A 19,033-nucleotide genomic window follows, 5' to 3' on the forward strand; every position below is an offset into this window, starting at 1 on the left:
TGCAGCAACGTCCCAGGTGACACCTTCTCTATACTGTGCGTTGTGTCACAGGAACGGACGACGGTGTCGTCGTCATCCGTGCGGCGGCCACGGCGCGAGGAGTGGTGAGTGGTCATTTCGACGAGTTCGTCCGAGCTTGCCGAGCAGGCGGTTGCAGAGTTGCAGGACCTTCTCGGCAACGAGCCGAATCTGATCCGCCTGGCGGACGGCGAACCCGACCTCACGGTGATTCGTGCGTTCGCGGCCCGGAAGTTGCGTGAGGGCGTCGACTCCCCCGAGCGCACCCTGCGCCTCGCAGCACTCGTGACAGAACTCGACGCCGCGAGTCGCGACGACATCGCCCGCCGACTGAGCGTGCACACCGCCCAGTTCGAGGCACTGCAGCGGGTCGTCCGTGCGCTCGATGCCGGTGCGGATCGCCTCGCCGACGTCGTGACCCAGGAACTGTGCACGAGCCTCGGATACGGCAAGGCGATGTTCTCCGTGGTCCGCGGTTCCACCTGGTCTCCCATCGCGTTAGCCGTCAACCCGGAACTGACGGGGGACTTCCACGAACTCGCCACGGCAATCGACGGACGCGAGATCGCGCTGCGCGAGGCACCGCGCGAGGCCGAACTGGTCCGCCGGCGCCGACCGTATGCCGTGGACGCCGTCGACACCTACCGGCACACGTACCGCCCGCTGATCGATCTGTCGCGGCCCGCCGGATACCTCGCCGTGCCGGTCGTCGTCGACGCCCGCGCGGTGGCGATCATCCACGTCGACCGCCAGAGCGACAGCCTGTCCGACACCGACGTCCACCTCGTCGCGGTACTGGCCGGCGCCTGCGCCTCATCGAAGGAACGCGCCGACCTGCGGCGGCAGATCTCCACCCGCAACGAGCACGTCGACGCCGAGATACAGCGGCTCACCAAGGCACTGCGGCACCTCGAGCAGCCCCTGACGATGCCGGAGGTCGCCACCTGCGACCTTCCCCGGACCGACGCGTCCACCGACTCTCCGCAGACTCCGGCCATCCCGCGCGCGCATGCGCTGACCGCGCGCGAACGCGAGGTGCTCACGTTGATGGCCACGGGGGCGACCAACGCCACCATTTCCCGTCGGCTGTGCATTTCCGACGGCACCGTCAAGTCCCACGTCCAGCGGATCTTCAAGAAACTCGGCGTCTCCACGCGGGCCGAAGTGGCGGCGCTGTGCGCCCATGCCAAGACGGTGAACGGTGGCTGACGAGCTCGATCGGGCCATCTCGGACACCCTCGCCGAAATGCGCACGGCCACTTCGGAGCACGCCGTCGAGCTCGGAAGGCGTCTGGTCGATCTCCTCGATCGCAGGAACGCACTCGCTGCGACGCGCACCGCCGACATCGCTGCAATTGCGGAAGGTATCGATCGCGCCGTCCACGCACTCGACGACGCCGCCTCGAGTGCGGAACTCATGCGGCGAGCGTGTGAGCGCGCCGCCGAACTCTGCTCCGCGGACAAGGTGGTCCTCTCACGCCTCGACGGCGACCGGATCATTCCCGTCGCCGCGTTCAGCGCCGACCCCGACACGACGCCCGCTCTGCCCGCCGGGTTCGGTCCCCCGGCAGGTTCACCCGAAGCACGTGCCCTCGAGACGAACACGGTCACGGTCGGTTCCCAGATTCCCGCCGAGCTGCGAGAGACGCTGGGCGCGAACGGTTTCACCATCGTGCCCGTCGTCGTCGACGGGACTGCTGCTGCGCTCGTCCACGTCGGAACACCGTTGGATGGGTCACGACGCCACGCCCTGGCAGTATTCGCAGAGGTGCTCGGCGGATGCTTCGAGCGGGTCGGGCTCGAATCCCGTCGCGAACGCCAGGATGTCCTCCTCCGGGAAAGCGCCCAGCGGTGGAGCAGCGACACCGAGTTCGACGCAGTGACCGCACGAGGGTCTGCCGACCTCACGCAGGCCGGTGCCGAGCACGACGACGCCGTGCGGCGCCTGCTCGATCCGCTGACCGAACGCGAGGCGGACGTGGTCCGGCTGATTCTCACCGGGGCGTCGAATTCCACGATCGCCGCCGAACTGGTCATCACGGTCGACACGGTCAAGTCGCATGTGAAACGCATCCTCCGAAAACTCGGCGCCACCAACCGCGCCGAACTGATCGCGAAGTATCAGTCCTCCACGCGGTGACGCGGCCGGATGGCTTCAGGCGTCCGAGGACGGCACGGTCACCGTGACGGTGTCCACGTCCGGCGCCAGCACGAGCTGGCACGCGAGGCGAGAGCACGGCTGGACGCCGTCGAGGAACTCGAGAAGGTCCTGTTCCTCCAACGTCGGCTCCCCGAATGCGGGTGCGGAGTCCTCGTCCAGGTACACATGGCACGTGGCGCACGAGCAGCTGCCGCCGCATTCGGCGACGATGCCGGGAAGGTTGTTTCGTACCGACCCGTCCATCACGCTCTGGCCGGCGGGGACGTCGACGGACGACGTCGAGCCGTCGGGGAGCTGGTATACGACGGTGGGCATGGCGATCTCCTTCGGATTGATCGGTGAACATCTGCGCGGACCGTTCCGGGGATCCCGCCGCGCTCTGTACCGGCAATTGTGTCGCGGGTCACTGATCCGGCACATCACCACTTCGACGGATTACCCCCCTCCGGTGGGGTGAAGTTGCGCTGCAGGAGCCCGCCGCCGCCCACGTGACCCAGCACACATACCCCGTTAGGTGGACAACTTTCGATCAATGGTGTGATGCCCCTCACCCTCGTGGCTGACAGGCTGAAGTCACTCCAGTCGGCGAGGGCGCCGCGACAGACGGCGCCGGAACTCACTGCACCACGAAGGGGAATTGATGAGCACTACAGAGCAGGTCACGGAACTGATTCCGGACACCGTCGCCCGTCAGATCGTGCTACCCGAGGGACACCGGGACAACGACGCGTTGTTCGAGGCCTACCGCTGGCTACGAGAGAACAACCCCCTCGGCCGCGCCGAGGTCGAGGGCTACGACCCCATCTGGTTGGTGAGCAAGCACGCCGACATCATGGAGATCGAACGCCAGCCCGGCATCTTCACCAGCGCGGGCGGCGAGGACAAAGGCTCCGTCAACCCGATCCTGGCGAACCAGGCCGGCGACCAGTTCACCAAGAGCATCAACAACGGCAGCCTTCGCATCCTCGAAACACTCACCTACCTCGACCCGCCGGAGCACACCGCGATCAAGGACATCGCACTGGACTGGTTCCGGCCGACCAACCTCGCGAAGTGGGAAACGGTCATCCGCGACCTGGCAAAGGCCGCTGTCGGCAGGCTCCTGGAGACGGACGGTCGGATCGACTTCGTCAAGGACTTCGCCCTCCACTACCCCCTGCACGTCATCATGAGCCTGTTCGGGGTACCGGAGTCGGACGAGCCCCGGATGATGGCCCTCACGCAGGAATTCTTCGGCACCGCCGATCCCGACGCTGCGCGTGAAGACGTCGAGCCGCTCACCCCGGACGCCGCCGCGAAGCAGTGGGTGGCCACGATTCAGGACTTCTACGCCTATTTCGAGCGGCTGCTGCAGGACCGGCGGGCCAACCCGAAGGACGACCTCGCGACGATCATCTCGGTGGCACGCGACGAGAGCGGCGAGTACTACCCGAACGAGGTGGCCTACGGCTACTTCATCGCCATCGCGACCGCGGGTCACGACACCACCTCGAGCACCCTCGCAGGCGGCATTCTCGAACTCGGCCGCAACCCCGAACTCCTCGCGAAGGCGAAGGCGGACCCGGCGCTCGCGCCGCACATCGTCAACGAATCGCTGCGCTGGGCGTCCCCGGTAAAGCACTTCATGCGCCAGGCGACGCAGGACTACACGCTGCGCGGTCGCGAGATCAAGAAGGGCGACCGCTTCATGCTGCTGTACCAGTCGGGCAACCGCGACGCGGACGTCATCCCGGACCCCGACACGTTCGACATCACCCGCAGGCCCAACAAGCACATCGCGTTCGGGTACGGCCCGCACATGTGCATCGGTCAGCACCTGGCGAAGCTGGAACTGCGGATCATGTTCGAGGAACTGCTTCCCCACATCGAGTCGGTCGAGTTGGTCGACGACACCAAGATGATTCAGACCAACTTCGTCGGCGGGCTCAAGAACATGCCCGTCCAGATCGAGTTCGCCCGGTAATCATGGTCACGTCACAAGCCACACCCACCGTGGTGATCGTCGGCGCCGGGCATGCCGGCGGCACTCTCGCCGGCATGCTGCGGCAGCAGAAGTTCGACGGTCGGATCGTCCTGTGCGGGGACGAAACCCATCCGCCCTATCACCGCCCGCCGCTGTCGAAGAAGTACGCCGACGACGAGTTCGTCCAGTGGCTCAAGCCGGAATCGTTCTACGCCGACAACGAGATCGACACGCTGCTCGGTGATCCGGTCGTCCGGATCGACCGGGACGCGCGAACCGCGACGACGGCGTCCGGTGACATTCTCGAGTACACGACGCTCGTTCTCGCGACGGGCGCCGCGCCGCGGACACTGACGCTGCCGGGGAGCGATCTCGAGGGTGTGCTCAGCCTGCGTACCCTCGCCGACGCCACGCAGTTACGGGAGGCCGTGCACACCGGATCGACTCTCGCCATCATCGGTGGTGGGTACGTCGGACTCGAGGTCGCCGCCTCGGCCCGCGCCCGCGGATGCGAGGTCACGGTGATCGAACGGGAAGACCGGGTGCTGGCGCGGGTCGCGAGCCCCGAACTGTCGGCCGCTCTCACCGACTTCCACCGAAACCGCGGCACTCGCATCCTCACCGGTGCCGAGGTCCGGGGAATCACCGAGAAGAGCGGTCGCGTCGCGGGTGTCGAACTCGGCGACGGAACCGAAATCCCCTGCGATCTCGTACTGGTCGGCGTCGGCGCGATCCCGAACGACACACTGGCACGGGAATCGGGCATCGAGTGCCTCACCGGGATCGTCGTGGACGGTTCGGCACGCACCAGCGATCCACACGTCCTCGCGATCGGCGACGTGACCTACCGCCTGCACGACACGCTCGGGAAGATGGTGCGACTCGAAAGCATCCCCAGCGCAGTCGAACAGGCGAAGCAGGCGGCGTCGGTCATCACGGGGACGCCGCTGTCGCCGCACGAGGTGCCGTGGTTCTGGTCGGATCAGTTCGACCTGAAGATGAAGATGGCAGGTATGGTCGGCCCCGACACGAGGGCCGTCCTGCGCGGTAACCCGTCCGATTCGTCCTTCGCCCTGTTCCACCTCGACAGCGACGGCGTCCCGGTGGCCGTCGAGACCGTGAATGCCGCAAGCGAATTCATGGCAGGCAAGAAGTTCATCGGCAATCGCAGCAAGGTCGATCCCACCGCTCTCGCCGATCCGGCCATCTCGTTGCGGGAAGCCGTCCTCTGAGCATTTCGATTCCGGTCGTCCCCACCGGGCCGGCCGCACAAGACATGGAGACATGACGATGGAAGCACTCGCAGCAGTCGCGAGAGAACCGCACACCGAGTTCACGCTCGAGCCGATCACCATCGACGGACCGAAGACCGGCGAGGTACTCGTCGAGATCGAGGCCGTCGGCATCTGCCACACCGACCTCGCCGCCCGCGACGGCGCCCTCCCCACCGCACTGCCCGCCGTCCTCGGCCACGAAGGCTGCGGCATCGTCCGCGAAATCGGCGACGGCGTCACCAAGGTCGCCCCCGGCGACCGCGTCGCCATCACCTTCAACAGCTGCGGCACCTGTCCCTCGTGCACCACCGGGGCACCGTCCTACTGCCACCAGTTCATGCACCTCGCCTACGACGGCGTCCGCGACGACGGCACCGGCCCGATCACCACCCCCGACGGCGAATCCCTGACCGGCCTGTTCTTCGGGCAATCCTCGTTCGCCACCTACAGCCTCGCGTTCGAACGCAACGTCGTGAAAGTGCCCACCGACATCCCCGCCGAACTCCTCGCACCGCTGGGCTGCGGCATCCAGACCGGCGCCGGCGCCGTGATGCGCTCCCTGAACTGCCGGCCCGGATCTGCGATCCTCGTCGCCGGTGCCGGATCGGTCGGCCTGGCCGCCGTCATGGGTGCCGTCGTCCAGGGCTGCACCACCATCATCGCCGTCGAACCCCACCAGTCTCGTCGTGACCTCGCCCTCGAACTCGGCGCCACCCACGCCCTCGACCCCGCCGCCGGCCCGGTCGCCGAGCAGGTCCGCGCCATCATCCCCGCCGGCGTGGACTACGCGATCGACACCTCCGGCGTCCCTGCCGTGATCGAATCGCTCGTCGGCTCCATGACCTTCCACGGCAAGGTCGGCCTGATCGGTGTACCGGCCGACCCCGAATCGTCCGTGCCGCTGAACATCATCAACTCCCTCGCCATGGGTCTGACGATCACCGGAATCATCGAGGGCGACAGCGTCCCCGACGAGTTCATCCCAGAACTCGTCGAGCTGTACAAGGCCGGCCGGTTCCCGCTCGACAAACTCGTCACCACGTTCCCGTTCGCGAAGATCAACGACGCGATCGACGCCCAGCACCGCGGCGAGGTCCTCAAACCCGTGCTCGTGCAGGACTGACACCCCCTCACCGAACCTCCCCAGAAGGACACCCGATGACGATCGACTACACCGATCTCTACATCCGCGGCGGATGGGCCAAGCCGTCCGGCGCCTCCACCATCCCGGTCATCTCCCCCACCACCGAACAGCAGATCGGCTCGGTCCCCGAGGGCGCCGAGACGGACATCGACGACGCCGTCGACGCCGCACGCGCCGCACTCGCCGAGTGGGCGGCATGGAGCGCAGCACAGCGCGCCGAGGTGCTGGGCCGCTTCGCCGACGAACTCGAAGCCCGCGCCGAGGAGACCTCGACACGCGTGAGCAGCCAGAACGGCATGCCCATCACCCTCGCCCGGCAGTTCGAGGGCGGCTTCCCACCTGTCTTGCTCCGCTACTACTCCGAGATGGCCGCGAAGCAGGAAGACGAGATCCGGCCCGGCATGCTCGGCGGATCCACCCTCGTCACCCGCTCCCCGATCGGCGTCGTCGGGGCCATCGTCCCGTGGAACGTGCCGCAGGCCATCACGTTCCTCAAACTCGCCCCCGCCCTCGCCGCCGGGTGCACCGTCGTCCTCAAGCCCTCCCCCGAGACCGTGCTCGACGCGTTTCTCATGGCCGAGGCCGCCATCGCCGCGGGACTGCCCGCCGGTGTGCTGAACATCGTCCCCGGCGGCCGCGAACTCGGCGCCTACCTCGTCGCCCACCCCGGCATCGACAAGGTGTCCTTCACCGGCTCCACCGGGGCCGGCCGCGCCATCGCCCGCACCTGCGGCGAACTGCTCCGGCCCGTCACCCTCGAACTCGGCGGCAAATCCGCCGCCGTCATCCTCGACGACGCCGACCTTGCCGCGAACCTCGAATCCTTCTACGCCGCAACCCTCCTCAACAACGGCCAGATCTGCTGGCTCGGCACCCGCGTCCTCGCACCCCGCTCGCGGTACACCGAGATCGTCGACACCATCACCGACCTCGCCAGGGGCCTGTCGGTCGGCGACCCGCTGTCCGACACCACCCAGATGGGTCCCCTCGTCTCCGCCCGGCAACGGCACCGCGTCGAAAGCTACATCGACAAGGGACGCTCCGACGGCGGCCGCGTCACCACCGGCGGCCGCCGACCCGACAACATCGACCACGGCTGGTTCGTCGAACCCACCGTCTTCGCCGACGTGGAGACCGGGCACACCATCGCCCAGGAGGAAATCTTCGGACCCGTCCTGTCGGTGATCCCCTACACCGACGAGGCCGAAGCCATCGCGATCGCCAACCACTCCGACTACGGACTCGGCGGCTCCATCTGGACCGCCGACCCCGACCGCGGCGCCGCGTTCGCCCGCAACGTCGCCAGCGGAACCGTCGGCATCAACGGCTACTCCAACGACCCCACCGCACCCTTCGGCGGCATCAAGGACAGCGGCCTCGGACGCGAACTCGGACCCGAGGGCCTCGCCAGCTACCAGCAACTCAAGAGCATCTACCTCGACGTGCGCTAACCGGTGGGTGCGGCCGTACGACACCTCGTACGGCCGCAGTGCGGGGTGACCCCCACGGAGCGACGTCAGTCGAGACCGGCGATGTGACGCCAGTGCGCGTGCGCGGTGGGGGTCCACTCCGCACGCAGGTCCCGCAGCCGCCGTGCGGCCTTCAGCCCGCGCCAGTCGGGCAGCAGTACCTCGGGCAGTCGGGGATCCATGTAGGGCATGCGCCGCAACGCGTCCGCGAGTTCCAGGTGTGCGAACAGCAACTCGTCGCCCGGCTCGAACGTGCGGGCGTCGAACCGGTCGAGGAGTCGGTCGTACTCCTCCTCGGCGGCTTCGAGATCCCATGAGCGGCGGACGAGTTCGCCCTCGGGAATCCCCGGGATGGCGAGCTCCCCGACGAACGAGACCGTGTTGGGAGCCAACCCGAGGGCCTCGATGGTTCTCGCCGCCTCTGCGGCACGATCGACGTGGGGTGTGACCCAGACGCCGGGCGCCGGATTCCCGAAACCCGCCCACCGCAGCGCGGCATACAGCTTCTTGCGGGTCGAGCGGTGCGACTCCGGAATCGGCACATTCACGACGAGCCACCGACCGTCCCACTGCGTGGTGTCCACGTCGGTGGAGAACACCCGGAGTTCACCTTCGGTGAAGAGCCGATGCGCCTTGTCCGTCAACGTCCACAGCGTCTCGCGACCGTTCCGGTCGGCGGCGATCAGGCCCGCGGAACCCGTCCGCGCGACAGCCTGCCGAGCGGCATGCTCCCCGTACCCGAGTCCTTTGAGGACGTAGAGAAGCGCAGCCGTCCGCACCGGCTGCCCGTAGGGTTCGACCAGGTCGCCGAGCACGGTGACGAGGACGGACCGCGCGCTGCCGGTCGACGCCACCTCCCTGTCGGGTGCGGGCACCTGTTTCGAGTCGGACGGTTTCGAGTCAGACATGAGTGTCATCGTCGCGCATCGGGTCGCCCCTGTGCCACGACACCCCTGCTGGGCCGGTCATCGATCGTCATCGACACCCCAGTCACGGAAGACGGCCTCGGTGTCGGCGCCGGGCGTTCGGGGCGCGTCGTAGGTTGCGTCGTGCGCGCTCGCGAACCGTGGCGCCGCGGCGGGCTGGCGTTGCCCGAATGCACTCACGATCGTGTTGCGCGCCGACATGTGCGGGTGATCCGGCACTTCGTCGAGGGACAGCACCGGTGTCACGCAGGCATCGAGCCGGGCGAACACCTGCACCCACGAGTCCCGGCCCCGCGCGGCGAATACCTCGGCGAAGTTCTTCCGCAGCGTCGGCCAGGCCGACTCGTCGTACTGATCCGGCAGACCCGCCGGGTCGAGTCCCAGCCCCTCCAGTAGCTGGGCATAGAAGACCGGTTCCACCGCGCCGACCGCGATATACCGCCCGTCGGCGCACTCGTAGGTGTCGTAGAAGGGCGCTCCACCGTCGATGACGTTGGAGCCCCGCCGATCGGACCACAGCCCGTTCTCGGTAAGAGTCCAGAACATCGTCATGAGCGCACTCACCCCGTCGACCATCGCGATGTCGACGACATCTCCGACCCCGGTCTGCGCACGCGCGTACAGGGCACCGAGAATGCCCATGACGGCCTGCATCGAACCGCCGCCCAGGTCAGCGACCAGGTTGAGCGGTGCGAGTGGCCGTTCACCCTCCCGTCCGATGGCGTTCAACGCACCGCTGAGTGCGAGGTAGTTGATGTCGTGGCCGGCGTACGGCGCGAGCGGGCCGTCCTGACCCCACCCGGTGATCCTGGCGTACACGAGCCGAGGGTTCCGCTCGCGGCACACGTCGGGACCGATGCCGAGACGCTCCGCCGCACCCGGTCGGTAACCCTCGATGAGGACGTCGGCCTTGTCGACCAGCTTCAGCACCTTCGCGAGGTCGCCGGCAACCTTGAGGTCCGCACTCACGGAGCGGCGATTCCGCAGTCCCGCGTCCTTGTCCACGGGCAGCAACTGCGTCACACCCCCGGGACGCTCGACTCGCACCACCTCGGCACCGAGGTCCGCGAGCAGCATCGCGGCGTGAGGCGACGGGCCGATCCCGGCGAGTTCGACGATCTTCAGTCCATCCAGCACACGTTTCACAGGAACCTCCGATGGGGACGCCGCGGCTATGCCGACGACTGATGTTTGACAAGTATGGAAACTATCTATCCAATAACGTAATATCTCAAGTCAGGTCGCCGCGACGCAGTTCGTCAGTCGTCGCGGTGTCACCGTCCACGAAGTCGAGAGGCTAGATGTGAGCGAACTGGATCCGACCGTCATGTCGTCGCTGCGAACCACCGCCGATGACCCGGTCTCCTACGCCCGGGAGTGGAAAGCGAAGCGCGGTAAGCGAGTGATCGGTTCTTTTCCGATGAACTTTCCGTCCGAGATCGTGCACGCAGCAGGCGCGCTGCCGGTGATCGTGCAGGAGAGCCGCACCCCGATCACGGAGGGGCGCAACCTGCTTGCCGAGTTCTACTGCGGCTACACACGTAGTGTCGCCGACCAAGCCGCGGTCGGTGAACTCGACGTCTTCGACGGCTTCGTCGCCGCCGACCACTGTGTGCAACTCCTCGGCGCGGTCGACGTGATCCGCTGGGCTCGACCCGAGAAACCGGTGCACTTCGCGCAATTCACCAGCGCGATGGACGATCCGTGGACCAAGCCGCGGGTGGCAGGCCGAGTGCACGAATTGAAGCACGAGATCGAAGCTGTCGTCGGTGCCACGATCACGGACGAGGCTCTCGCCCAGAGTATTCGGCTGTTCAATACGAATCGGCGCCTGCTCCGGGAACTCTACGACCTGCGGCGCGCCGGCCGTGCGCGCATCACCGCGAGCGACATGCAGGTCTTGGTGAAGTCGAGCATGGTGATGGACATCGAAGAACACAATGCCGCGCTGAGCCGCCTCCTCGATCGCCTCGATCCCCATGCCGACGCGCCCGACGATCTGGTGCGGTTGCATCTCTCCGGTCACTTCTGCCACGCCCCTCGCCCCGAAGTTCTCGATGTGATCGAGGAATCCGGAGTGATCGTCGTCGACGATGACCTGTACACCGGATTCCGGTACATCTCGACCGACGTGCCCGAGCACGGCGACCCATTGGCGGCGCTGTCGGAGTGGTACCTGGACCGCAACGACAACGCCCCGTGCCCCACACGAGTCACCGTCGAGGTCGATTGGGACACCTACCTGATCGACTCACTCGAGAAGAGCCGCTCCAACGGCGTCGTCGTCTTGATGGCGAAGTTCTGCGAACCCCACATGCTCTACTACCCGGAGTTGCGCAAGGCGCTCGACGCGCACGGAATACCGCTCCTGCTGCTCGAGACCGAGCACGAAGGCAACCCCGTCGAGACGCTCCGCACCAAGATCGAGACGTTCGTGGAACGCATTCGCCGTCAGCTCGCACCCGTCCCGTCCTGAATTCGACTCACCCTCAGAGGAGTTCGCAATGCCGATCGACCAGACCAGCAAGGAAAAGTCCCGCCGATTGTCGAGTACAAAGGTCGGCGGCAAGATGGTGGCCGACTACTGGGAGAACATCTTCACGGCCAAAGAACGCGGGAAGCATGTCGTCTGGTACAACGGTGCCGCGCTGAACCCGTTGTTCCAGGCCGCAGGCCTGGAGTGGTGTCACGGCGAAGCGTTCGCCGCCCGCCTGGCCGCACAGCACCTCGAAGGACCGGCCCAGGCAGCAGGTGCCGAGTACGGCTATATCGGTGAGCTCTGTTCCTACGCGCGAACACATCTGGGCTGCGCCGTGCTGACACACCAATCCGCCGCCGAACGGGAGACCGGTGTGGTCGGCATGGTCGACCAGCAGGAACTGGCAAGCAAGCTGCCGGCCCCGGACTTCTTCGTCAACGGATACGCCGGATGCAGCACCGGCCAGCAGTGGGATGCCATGACGTACCGGGTCTTCGATCGCAAGCTCCCGCTGTTCAACGTGTCCATTCCCATGCTGTGGGGCAACAAGCCCGACGCCGGCTACATGCGGGGCGAGGAGTGGGACGAGGTCGGCAAGTATGTCGAGGGGCAGTTGCGCGAGCTGATCGCCTTCCTCGAGCACCAGACCGGGCGACCGTTCGACTGGGATGCGCTCAGCGAGAGCATGTCCTACATCAAACGCGCGTCCGAGTTGCGCCTGGAGGGAATGGCGCTCTGCACGCAGGCCCCCACTCCGGCGACCTACTGGGACTGGGTCGCGAGCATCGCACCGATCAACTTCCTGCCCGGCAACCAGGGGCTCGTCGACTACTTCGCCGGGGTGAAGGCCGAACTCGAACAACGGGTCGCCGACGGGGTCAGCGCAGTCGCGGACGAACGCTACCGTGTGTACTTCGACGGCATCATGAACTGGAACAAGCTCGGATTCCTCACCCGGAAGTTCGCCGAGTACGACGTGGCCGTCGTCGCCGGTCGCTACACCCACGAGTCGTTCTGGCAGGAGCCGCAGCTCATCGATGTGGACAATCCCCTCCGCGGCATGGCCCAGCACTACCTGCTCTGCCCGCTGAACCACGGATTGAAAAACCTGCAGGAATTGTTGCTCCGGCGGCTGGACGAGTACTCCATCGACGGGATCGCGTTCCACTCGACCCGGACGTGCCGGGCGATGACTAATCCGCAGACGATGCTGGCCCGCGCGGCCGAGTCGGAGCGTGGCGTCAAGTCGTTCTTCTTCGAGGGCGACGTCGCCGACGCCTCGTTCTACAACGACGAACTGTTCGACAGTCGTCTGGAGGCCATGCTCGAGGCCATCGACGTACAACGGATGAAGTCAGTGGTCTAGCGAATGGCAACCGGAAGTTGGTTCGTCATGGGCGTCGACCTCGGGTCGACCACGGCGAAGGCCGCTGTGGTCGACGAGGGCGGTGACCTGGTCGGGTCGAGCGTCGTCCAGATGGGCGCGGTAAGCCGGGAGGCGGTCGCGCGCGCGATGGACGGTGCGATGGCCGGCGCGGGCGTCGCGCGGGCCGACATCCGCCGCACCATCAGTACCGGCTACGGGCGCAAACTGGTGCCCGGCACCGACCGCACGTTCACCGAAATCACCTGCCACGCCCGCGGTGCCGCGGCCCTGCACCCGGGTGTGCGACTGGTGATCGACATCGGCGGACAGGACAGCAAGGCCATCATCGTCGACGACGACGGCCTCGTGGAACGCTTCGCCATGAACGACCGATGCGCGAGCGGGACCGGCCGTTTCTTCGACGTGCTCGCTCGGGCACTCGAAGTCGACGTCAGCGCGGTCGGCGAACTCGCCCTCACCGGTTCCGAAACCCTCGAAGTCAGCAGCATGTGTGCCACGTTCGCGGAAACCGAGGTGATCTCACTGCTGGCGCAGGGCCGCGAGAAGGCCGACATCGCGGCGTCGGTGCACAAAGCGGTCGCGGCGCGCACACTCGGACTGGTGGCGCAGGTGGGTAAGGCAACGCCGACGGTGATGACGGGCGGAGTGGCGAAGAACCCGGCCGCGCGTCTGCACGTCTCGCGTGCGCTGGGACACCCGGTGGAAGTACTCGATCAGCCCCAGATCGCGGGCGCGTACGGTGCCGGACTGCTGGCGCGTGACGACTACGCCGGCGGAACCGTCTCACCCGCACCATCCGACGGCGCGACCGAGGAACAATTCCAGGAGAGTCTGTCGGCCGGAACGCCCCACTGCCAGGACTGCGACGGCAGCCCCGGCCATCCTCATCCCGGCACCGGCGAACCGGTGCCCCTCGAACTGCAAAGGAACATCCGATGAGTACAGATACACCCGAAGTCTGGGTGCCGGACCTGTCCGAGGCCACCGTCTACATTGTGGGCGGGACCAGAGGAGTCGGCCTGCAGGTCGCCCGTCAGTTGGTCCGGGCGGGCACCCAGCGCATCGGTCTGGTCGGCCGCAATGTCGAGCGTGGAGAGAAGGCGGCGACGGAGGTCCGATCACTCGCGTCGGGTGTCTGGGCCTTCTTCGCCGCAGGCGACGTGAACGACCCGACGGAAGCGACTCGGGTGACCGAGGAACTGAGTGCGTCGCTCGGACCTGCCGACATCCTGATCAACAGCACGGTGAGCGCGTTCACGCCGAACCTCTTTCACGAGACTCCACCCGAAGACGTTCCCGACATCCTGCTGCAGCAGGCCCTCGGTCCCCTCAACATGTGCCGCGCCGTACTTCCGCACATGCGAGCGAAGCACGGCGGCGCGATCGTGAACATCGCCTCCGACGCCGCCAAGCACCCCACCCCCGGTGAGTCCGTCATCGGGGCCGCGATGGCCGCTATCGTGATGTTCTCCAAAACGCTTGCGATGGAGGCCAAACGAGACGGCATCCGCGTCAACGTGGTGACACCGTCGCTCATCCGGGACACAGGCGCCTACGACCGCGTCATGGCCGAGCCGTTCAGCGCGAAGCTCTTCGAGAAGGCTGCACGACTGGCGTCGCTGGGGGTCGCCGAGCCGACCGACGTGGCCGACCTCGTGTTGTTCCTGTGCAGCCCGCAGGCCCGTCGGATCACCGGTCAAGCGGTGAGTCCGAACGGCGGCATCTCGGCGGGATGAGGTGGTCGGTGAACAATCGGCATCCCACCCTTGGAAATTTGACAAATCCGCAGCTACCAGCTCCGTGTTTGTATTACATTTCTTCTGACCGGGTCAGCACTTGGCAGCCGATTCCGACTTCCCGGCAGCGGGCGCTCACTCGCCCCACCTCCAACTCCCCAGCACACCGCACAGCCCGAAGGCAGGACTGCATCATGCCCCTCGAAAAGTCTCTCTGGCCGGCGACACCGAGCTCAGGCGTCCGCGACATCACCGTCGGCGACCTGTTGCGCGAGGCCGCGACAGCAGAACCCGACCGCCTCGCCCTCGTCGACGGCTCTCCCGATGCGGCCGATCGGCGAGAATGGACGTACCGTGAACTCCTCGCCGACGTCGAGGATGCGGCCAGGGCACTGCTCGCCCACTTCGCACCCGGCGACCGGATCGCGATCTGGGCACCCAACAGCGCCGACTGGGTGATCCTGCAACAAGCGATCGCAATGGCCGGGATGGTGGTGGTCGGCGTGAATCCCGCCTACCGCGCCCACGAACTGGAGTACATCCTGCGGCAGTCCCGCAGTGTCGGGCTCTTCTACCGGGAGAGCTATCGCGGCACAGACCTCACGAAAGTTCTGACGAAGGTCCGGCCGTCGCTGCCCTACCTCCGCACGGTCGTCCCGACGAGCGAGTGGCGAGCGTTCGTCGCAACAGGCGATCCGGCAACGGAGTTCCCCGTCGTCACGGCCACCGCACCGGTGCAGATCCAATACACGTCCGGGACCACCGGATTCCCCAAAGGGGCACTGCTGCATCACAAAGGCATCGTCAACGAAGCCACCTTCGTGTTCGAGAGGGCCGGGATGGTGGACCATGTCGTCTGCGTCAACGCGATGCCGATGTACCACATCGGAGGCGGCGCCGTCACCGAACTCGGGACGTTCGCCGCGCACGGAACCTATGTCGTGCTGCCCGGCTTCGAACCCGCACTGATGCTCGAAATGCTCGAAACCTGTCGCGGAACACACTCACTGATGGTCCCGACGATGCTGATCTCGCTTCTCGAGCATCCGGATCGCCGAAGTCGTGACCTGTCGAGCCTCCACACCGTACTGTCGGGAGCCGCCGCTGTTCCCCAGTCGCTGGTCGAACGGGTCATCGACGAACTCGACTGCCAGTTCACGATTCTGTTCGGGCAGAGCGAGATGCACGGAGTCATCAGCCAGACCCGGGTCACCGACGACCCTGCCGATCAAGCGACCACCGTGGGCCAGCCACTGCCGGAGCTGGAAGTGAAGATCATCGATCCCGTGTCCGGTGAGGTCGTGCCGATCGGCGAGCAGGGTGAAATATGCTGTCGCGGCTACCAGACGATGCTCGGATATTCCGACATGCCGGACGAAACGGCAGCGACGATCGACGCCGACGGATGGTTGTACATGGGCGATCTCGCCACGATGGACGAACGAGGATTTCTGCGGATCACCGGGCGCCTCAAGGACATGATCATCCGGGGCGGACTCAACATCTACCCGCGCGAGATCGAAGAACTGCTGTTCCAGCACCAGGACGTGGCCGACGTGGCGATCGTCGGGGTTCCGGATGAAAAGTGGGGCGAGCAGATCGGCGCCGTCGTGCGGCCCACGGACCCGGCCAATCCGCCGGACGCGACCGAATTGAAGGCCTGGTGCCGCGACCGAATCGCCGCACACAAGACGCCCTCGCTGTGGTATTTCACCGACGGACTCCCCATGACGCCCACCGGCAAGATCCAGAAATTCCGCGTGCAGCAGGAGATAGCGTCCGGGGCACTGACCGCCACGCACCTCGACGAGAAGATGGCGCCGGAACGGCTGTCCAACAGCTGATTCGATGTCCGGACAACAGGGTGGGCGCGGACCCGATCTCGGATCAGCCCGCGCCCACGCACGCTCTAGTCGCCGATCCGCTCCCCTGTCTCCGGGTGGAACAGGTGCACCGCTCCGTCCCGCTTGCGCAGCGACACGGTGTCGGCCAGCCGCGCGGGGGTGCGGGTCAGCGACCGGGCGGTCAGCTGCGTACCGTCGCCGGCGATGTGGGTGTGCACGTAGGATTCACTCCCAAGTTCCTCGACCAGGTCCACGATCACCTCGATGCCGCCCTCCCCGGTCGACAACTCCAGTTGCTCGGGACGCACACCGACCGTGACGGTCTCCAGTCCGGCCGCGTGCAGCGCCGACAGCTGGTCGCGTTCGAGCGCGAGCGTCGAATTTCCGAGGCGCACCCCGTCGCTGACGAGCGGCATGGTCATCAGATTCATGGCGGGTGAGCCGATGAATCCGGCGACGAACGCGTTCTTCGGGCGATCGTAGAGTTCGGTGGGAGCCGAGAACTGTTGCAGCTTGCCGTTCTTGAGGACGGCTACCCGGTCGCCCATGGTCATGGCCTCGACCTGGTCGTGGGTGACGTACACGGTCGTGGTGCCGAGTCGGCGCTGCAGCGCCGCGATCTGCGTGCGGGTCTGGACGCGCAGCTTGGCGTCGAGGTTCGACAGCGGCTCGTCCATGCAGAACACTTGCGGCTCACGCACGATCGCCCGGCCCATCGCGACGCGCTGGCGCTGACCGCCGGACAGCTTGCCGGGCTTACGGTCGAGGTAGTCGGTCAGGTCGAGCAGCTTGGCGGCATCGGCCACCTTCTTCTTACGTTCCTCCACACCGACTCCGCGCATCTTCAGCGCGAAGCCCATGTTCTCGCCCACCGTCTTGTTGGGATAGAGGGCGTAGTTCTGGAACACCATCGCGATGTCGCGGTCCTTCGACGGCACCCCAACCATGTCCTTGCCACCGATCTCGATGGTGCCTTCGTCGATGTCCTCGAGGCCGGCGAGCATCCGCAGCGCCGTGCTCTTGCCGGAGCCGGACGGGCCGACGAGGACGATGAACTCGCCGTCTTCGATGTCGAGGTCGAGCGTATCGACCGCCAGCGTGTCGGCGTTCTCGTAGATGCAGGATGCGCCCTTGTACGCGATGTCAGCCATGATTGCTCCTCTTGTGGGTATCGAAGTCGGGGGAAGTGGTTGCCGGGGTGATCATTTGATCGCACCGAAGGACAGGCCGCGGACCAGCTTGTTCTGTGCGATCCAGCCGGCCAGGATGACCGGGAGCGCCGCCAGCGTCGCCGCCGCCGACAGCCGGGCCCAGTACAGGCCCTCGCCGGTGATGGAAGGAAATGGACGACATCAACGACGAGTTCGCCCGCACCGACGTCACCCTGGTGATCGGTGCGAACGATGTCACCAACCCCGCCGCCCGCAACGACCCGTCGTCGCCGATTCACGGGATGCCGATCCTGAACGTGGATCAGTCGAAGTCGGTGATCGTGCTGAAGCGGTCGATGAACTCCGGGTTCGCCGGCATCGACAACCCGCTGTTCTTCGCCGACACCACCTCCATGCTGTTCGGGGACGCGAAGAAGTCGGTCGCCGAGGTCACCGAGGAACTCAAGGCCCTGTAGGCGGCTCCGCCGCCCGTGCGTGGTTGACGAGTCCAGAGACTCGCTAACCACGCACGGGCGCGAAGCGCCTTCGCGGCAGACTAGCCTGTGAAGGAACTGACCGCACACGGCAGAAAGGTTCGCGATGGGTCGGATCAAGACGCAGGATCTTCCGGACCTTTCCACGCTGCTGGTTCCGCAGAACGAGCTGATGCTCGCGGTGGAGCAGGCCGTGCTCAGGAACCGGGGCGCGGCCGGTGTGGCGGCGTCTCTCGCCGAGCAGATAGCGGCGAAGCTCGCAGGGGTCATCACACTCGGCCATGTGGACTCGGGCCAACGCCTCCTCGAGCAGGACATCAGTGCAGTGCTGGAGGTCAGTCGGGCACCTGTGCGCGAGGCGCTGCGAATTCTCGAGCGTGACCGACTCGTGCACTTCCAGTCTCGGCGGGGTGCGGTGGTGACGGACCTGTGTGCGGGGGACGTTCGCGATCTGTTCGACGTCCGCGCCGCCCTCTACGTGATGTTGCTGCGCCAAGAACTGCTGGAGCAGCCGGAGGATCTGAAGGCGGTATTCGACGCCAACATGCCACGGGTGCTGCAAGGGGCGCGTGAGTCGGTCGATGCCTACGCGGTCGCCACATTTCTGCTGAACAGCACCGTTGCGCAGGTCTCGCGCAATCGCATCGTGGCGGAGCTGTTGCAGTCGGTCTCCTTGCAGACCCTTCGGTATGTGCGCGTCGGTCTGTCCGCCACGCCCCGCGACTTGCCGAAGTTCGCCAAGCGCTGGCGCGCTCTCCACAACGCGATCGTCGAGCACGACGCCGACCTCGCGGTCGAACTTGCCGAGCAACGGATTATCAGCGTCCGTGATTCCGCACTTCGCGAGCTCGCAGCGTCCGAGGAGAACGCCGGAGACCGGCGCGCCATCTGATTCCTGGCCCTCGCGCCTGCTTTTCCTCGACCGCAGGTCGGGACGTTGTCGCTCGACCGGTCGGTGTGTGCAGAACTGACCAAAATTGTTGTCGA

General features: G+C 66.4%; 16 protein-coding genes and 2 pseudogenes. 13 read left to right on the forward strand and 5 right to left on the reverse strand.

The genetic code is table 11. The annotated features are described in order from the left end of the window. Window positions 1-108 precede the first annotated feature (108 nt). Both DTA22_RS17335 and DTA22_RS17340 read left to right on the forward strand, forming a co-directional pair. Window positions 109-1,227: a LuxR C-terminal-related transcriptional regulator gene (locus tag DTA22_RS17335; protein WP_112300240.1), complete on the forward strand. Its 1,119-nt coding sequence runs from the start codon at window positions 109-111 to the stop codon at window positions 1,225-1,227. After that, the gene (locus DTA22_RS17340) at window positions 1,220-2,158 is read left to right on the forward strand and encodes a response regulator transcription factor (protein ID WP_112300241.1); all 939 of its coding nucleotides are present in this window, start codon (window positions 1,220-1,222) and stop codon (window positions 2,156-2,158) included. The genes DTA22_RS17335 and DTA22_RS17340 overlap by 8 nt, the downstream gene beginning before the upstream one ends. A gap of 15 nt (window positions 2,159-2,173) precedes the next feature. Here the strand turns inward: DTA22_RS17340 and DTA22_RS17345 are convergent, their stop codons facing one another. Next, a complete protein-coding gene (locus DTA22_RS17345) occupies window positions 2,174-2,494 on the reverse strand; it encodes a 2Fe-2S iron-sulfur cluster-binding protein (RefSeq protein ID WP_112300242.1) in 321 nt (106 codons plus the stop codon). 325 nt (window positions 2,495-2,819) lie between these two features. Between DTA22_RS17345 and DTA22_RS17350 the strand changes: the two genes are divergently transcribed. Genes DTA22_RS17350 through DTA22_RS17365 form a run of 4 tightly spaced genes read left to right on the forward strand, consistent with a single transcriptional unit; the run spans window position 2,820 to window position 8,011 of the window. Continuing rightward, the gene (locus DTA22_RS17350; RefSeq protein WP_112300243.1) at window positions 2,820-4,142 is read left to right on the forward strand and encodes a cytochrome P450; all 1,323 of its coding nucleotides are present in this window, start codon (window positions 2,820-2,822) and stop codon (window positions 4,140-4,142) included. A gap of 2 nt (window positions 4,143-4,144) precedes the next feature. Then, the gene (locus DTA22_RS17355) at window positions 4,145-5,374 is read left to right on the forward strand and encodes an NAD(P)/FAD-dependent oxidoreductase (protein ID WP_112300244.1); all 1,230 of its coding nucleotides are present in this window, start codon (window positions 4,145-4,147) and stop codon (window positions 5,372-5,374) included. Between the two features lie 58 nt (window positions 5,375-5,432). Next, on the forward strand, window positions 5,433-6,539 hold the full coding sequence (locus DTA22_RS17360) for an NAD(P)-dependent alcohol dehydrogenase (protein WP_112300393.1): 1,107 nt from the start codon (window positions 5,433-5,435) through the stop codon (window positions 6,537-6,539). 35 nt (window positions 6,540-6,574) lie between these two features. Next, window positions 6,575-8,011 carry an aldehyde dehydrogenase gene (locus DTA22_RS17365; RefSeq protein ID WP_112300245.1) on the forward strand — a complete coding sequence of 479 codons (1,437 nt, stop codon included), beginning with the start codon at window positions 6,575-6,577 and terminating at the stop codon, window positions 8,009-8,011. A gap of 65 nt (window positions 8,012-8,076) precedes the next feature. Here the strand turns inward: DTA22_RS17365 and DTA22_RS17370 are convergent, their stop codons facing one another. Next, window positions 8,077-8,946 (reverse strand): PaaX family transcriptional regulator, encoded by an 870-nt coding sequence (locus DTA22_RS17370; RefSeq protein WP_112300246.1) that lies wholly within the window; start codon window positions 8,944-8,946, stop codon window positions 8,077-8,079. Window positions 8,947-8,994: 48 nt separating this feature from the next. Continuing rightward, window positions 8,995-10,101 (reverse strand): CaiB/BaiF CoA transferase family protein, encoded by a 1,107-nt coding sequence (locus DTA22_RS17375; RefSeq protein WP_037231196.1) that lies wholly within the window; start codon window positions 10,099-10,101, stop codon window positions 8,995-8,997. A 157-nt stretch (window positions 10,102-10,258) separates the two neighbouring features. On the opposite strand from DTA22_RS17375, the gene DTA22_RS17380 reads away from it, so the two are divergent. The 5 genes from DTA22_RS17380 to DTA22_RS17400 all read left to right on the forward strand — a co-directional run bounded on the left by DTA22_RS17380 (window position 10,259) and on the right by DTA22_RS17400 (window position 16,401). Further along, window positions 10,259-11,431: a 2-hydroxyacyl-CoA dehydratase subunit D gene (locus DTA22_RS17380; RefSeq protein WP_037231193.1), complete on the forward strand. Its 1,173-nt coding sequence runs from the start codon at window positions 10,259-10,261 to the stop codon at window positions 11,429-11,431. A gap of 28 nt (window positions 11,432-11,459) precedes the next feature. After that, window positions 11,460-12,800, forward strand: coding sequence for a 2-hydroxyacyl-CoA dehydratase subunit D (locus DTA22_RS17385; RefSeq protein ID WP_037231190.1), 1,341 nt, complete (start codon window positions 11,460-11,462; stop codon window positions 12,798-12,800). A 3-nt stretch (window positions 12,801-12,803) separates the two neighbouring features. Continuing rightward, window positions 12,804-13,760, forward strand: a complete 957-nt coding sequence (locus DTA22_RS17390) for an acyl-CoA dehydratase activase (RefSeq protein ID WP_037231188.1) — start codon at window positions 12,804-12,806, stop codon at window positions 13,758-13,760. Next, on the forward strand, window positions 13,757-14,557 hold the full coding sequence (locus DTA22_RS17395; RefSeq protein ID WP_037231187.1) for an SDR family NAD(P)-dependent oxidoreductase: 801 nt from the start codon (window positions 13,757-13,759) through the stop codon (window positions 14,555-14,557). The genes DTA22_RS17390 and DTA22_RS17395 overlap by 4 nt, the downstream gene beginning before the upstream one ends. Before the next feature lie 194 nt (window positions 14,558-14,751). Then, window positions 14,752-16,401, forward strand: coding sequence for an AMP-binding protein (locus DTA22_RS17400; RefSeq protein ID WP_112300247.1), 1,650 nt, complete (start codon window positions 14,752-14,754; stop codon window positions 16,399-16,401). A gap of 65 nt (window positions 16,402-16,466) precedes the next feature. Here DTA22_RS17400 and DTA22_RS17405 read toward each other — a convergent pair whose 3' ends face one another. Together DTA22_RS17405 and DTA22_RS36795 are read right to left on the reverse strand one after the other, a co-directional pair. Continuing rightward, window positions 16,467-17,552 carry an ABC transporter ATP-binding protein gene (locus DTA22_RS17405; protein WP_037231183.1) on the reverse strand — a complete coding sequence of 362 codons (1,086 nt, stop codon included), beginning with the start codon at window positions 17,550-17,552 and terminating at the stop codon, window positions 16,467-16,469. Between the two features lie 51 nt (window positions 17,553-17,603). Then, a pseudogene (locus DTA22_RS36795) lies at window positions 17,604-17,735 on the reverse strand (carbohydrate ABC transporter permease); the annotation flags it as partial. Window positions 17,736-17,737: 2 nt separating this feature from the next. On the opposite strand from DTA22_RS36795, the pseudogene DTA22_RS17415 reads away from it, so the two are divergent. Next, window positions 17,738-18,028, forward strand: a pseudogene (locus DTA22_RS17415) (NAD(P)(+) transhydrogenase (Re/Si-specific) subunit beta); the annotation flags it as partial. A 190-nt stretch (window positions 18,029-18,218) separates the two neighbouring features. Continuing rightward, window positions 18,219-18,938 (forward strand): GntR family transcriptional regulator, encoded by a 720-nt coding sequence (locus DTA22_RS17420; protein WP_245973412.1) that lies wholly within the window; start codon window positions 18,219-18,221, stop codon window positions 18,936-18,938. Window positions 18,939-19,033: the final 95 nt, after the last annotated feature.

This window comes from Rhodococcus wratislaviensis (genome assembly GCF_900455735.1).
Lineage (GTDB): Bacteria > Actinomycetota > Actinomycetes > Mycobacteriales > Mycobacteriaceae > Rhodococcus_F > Rhodococcus_F wratislaviensis.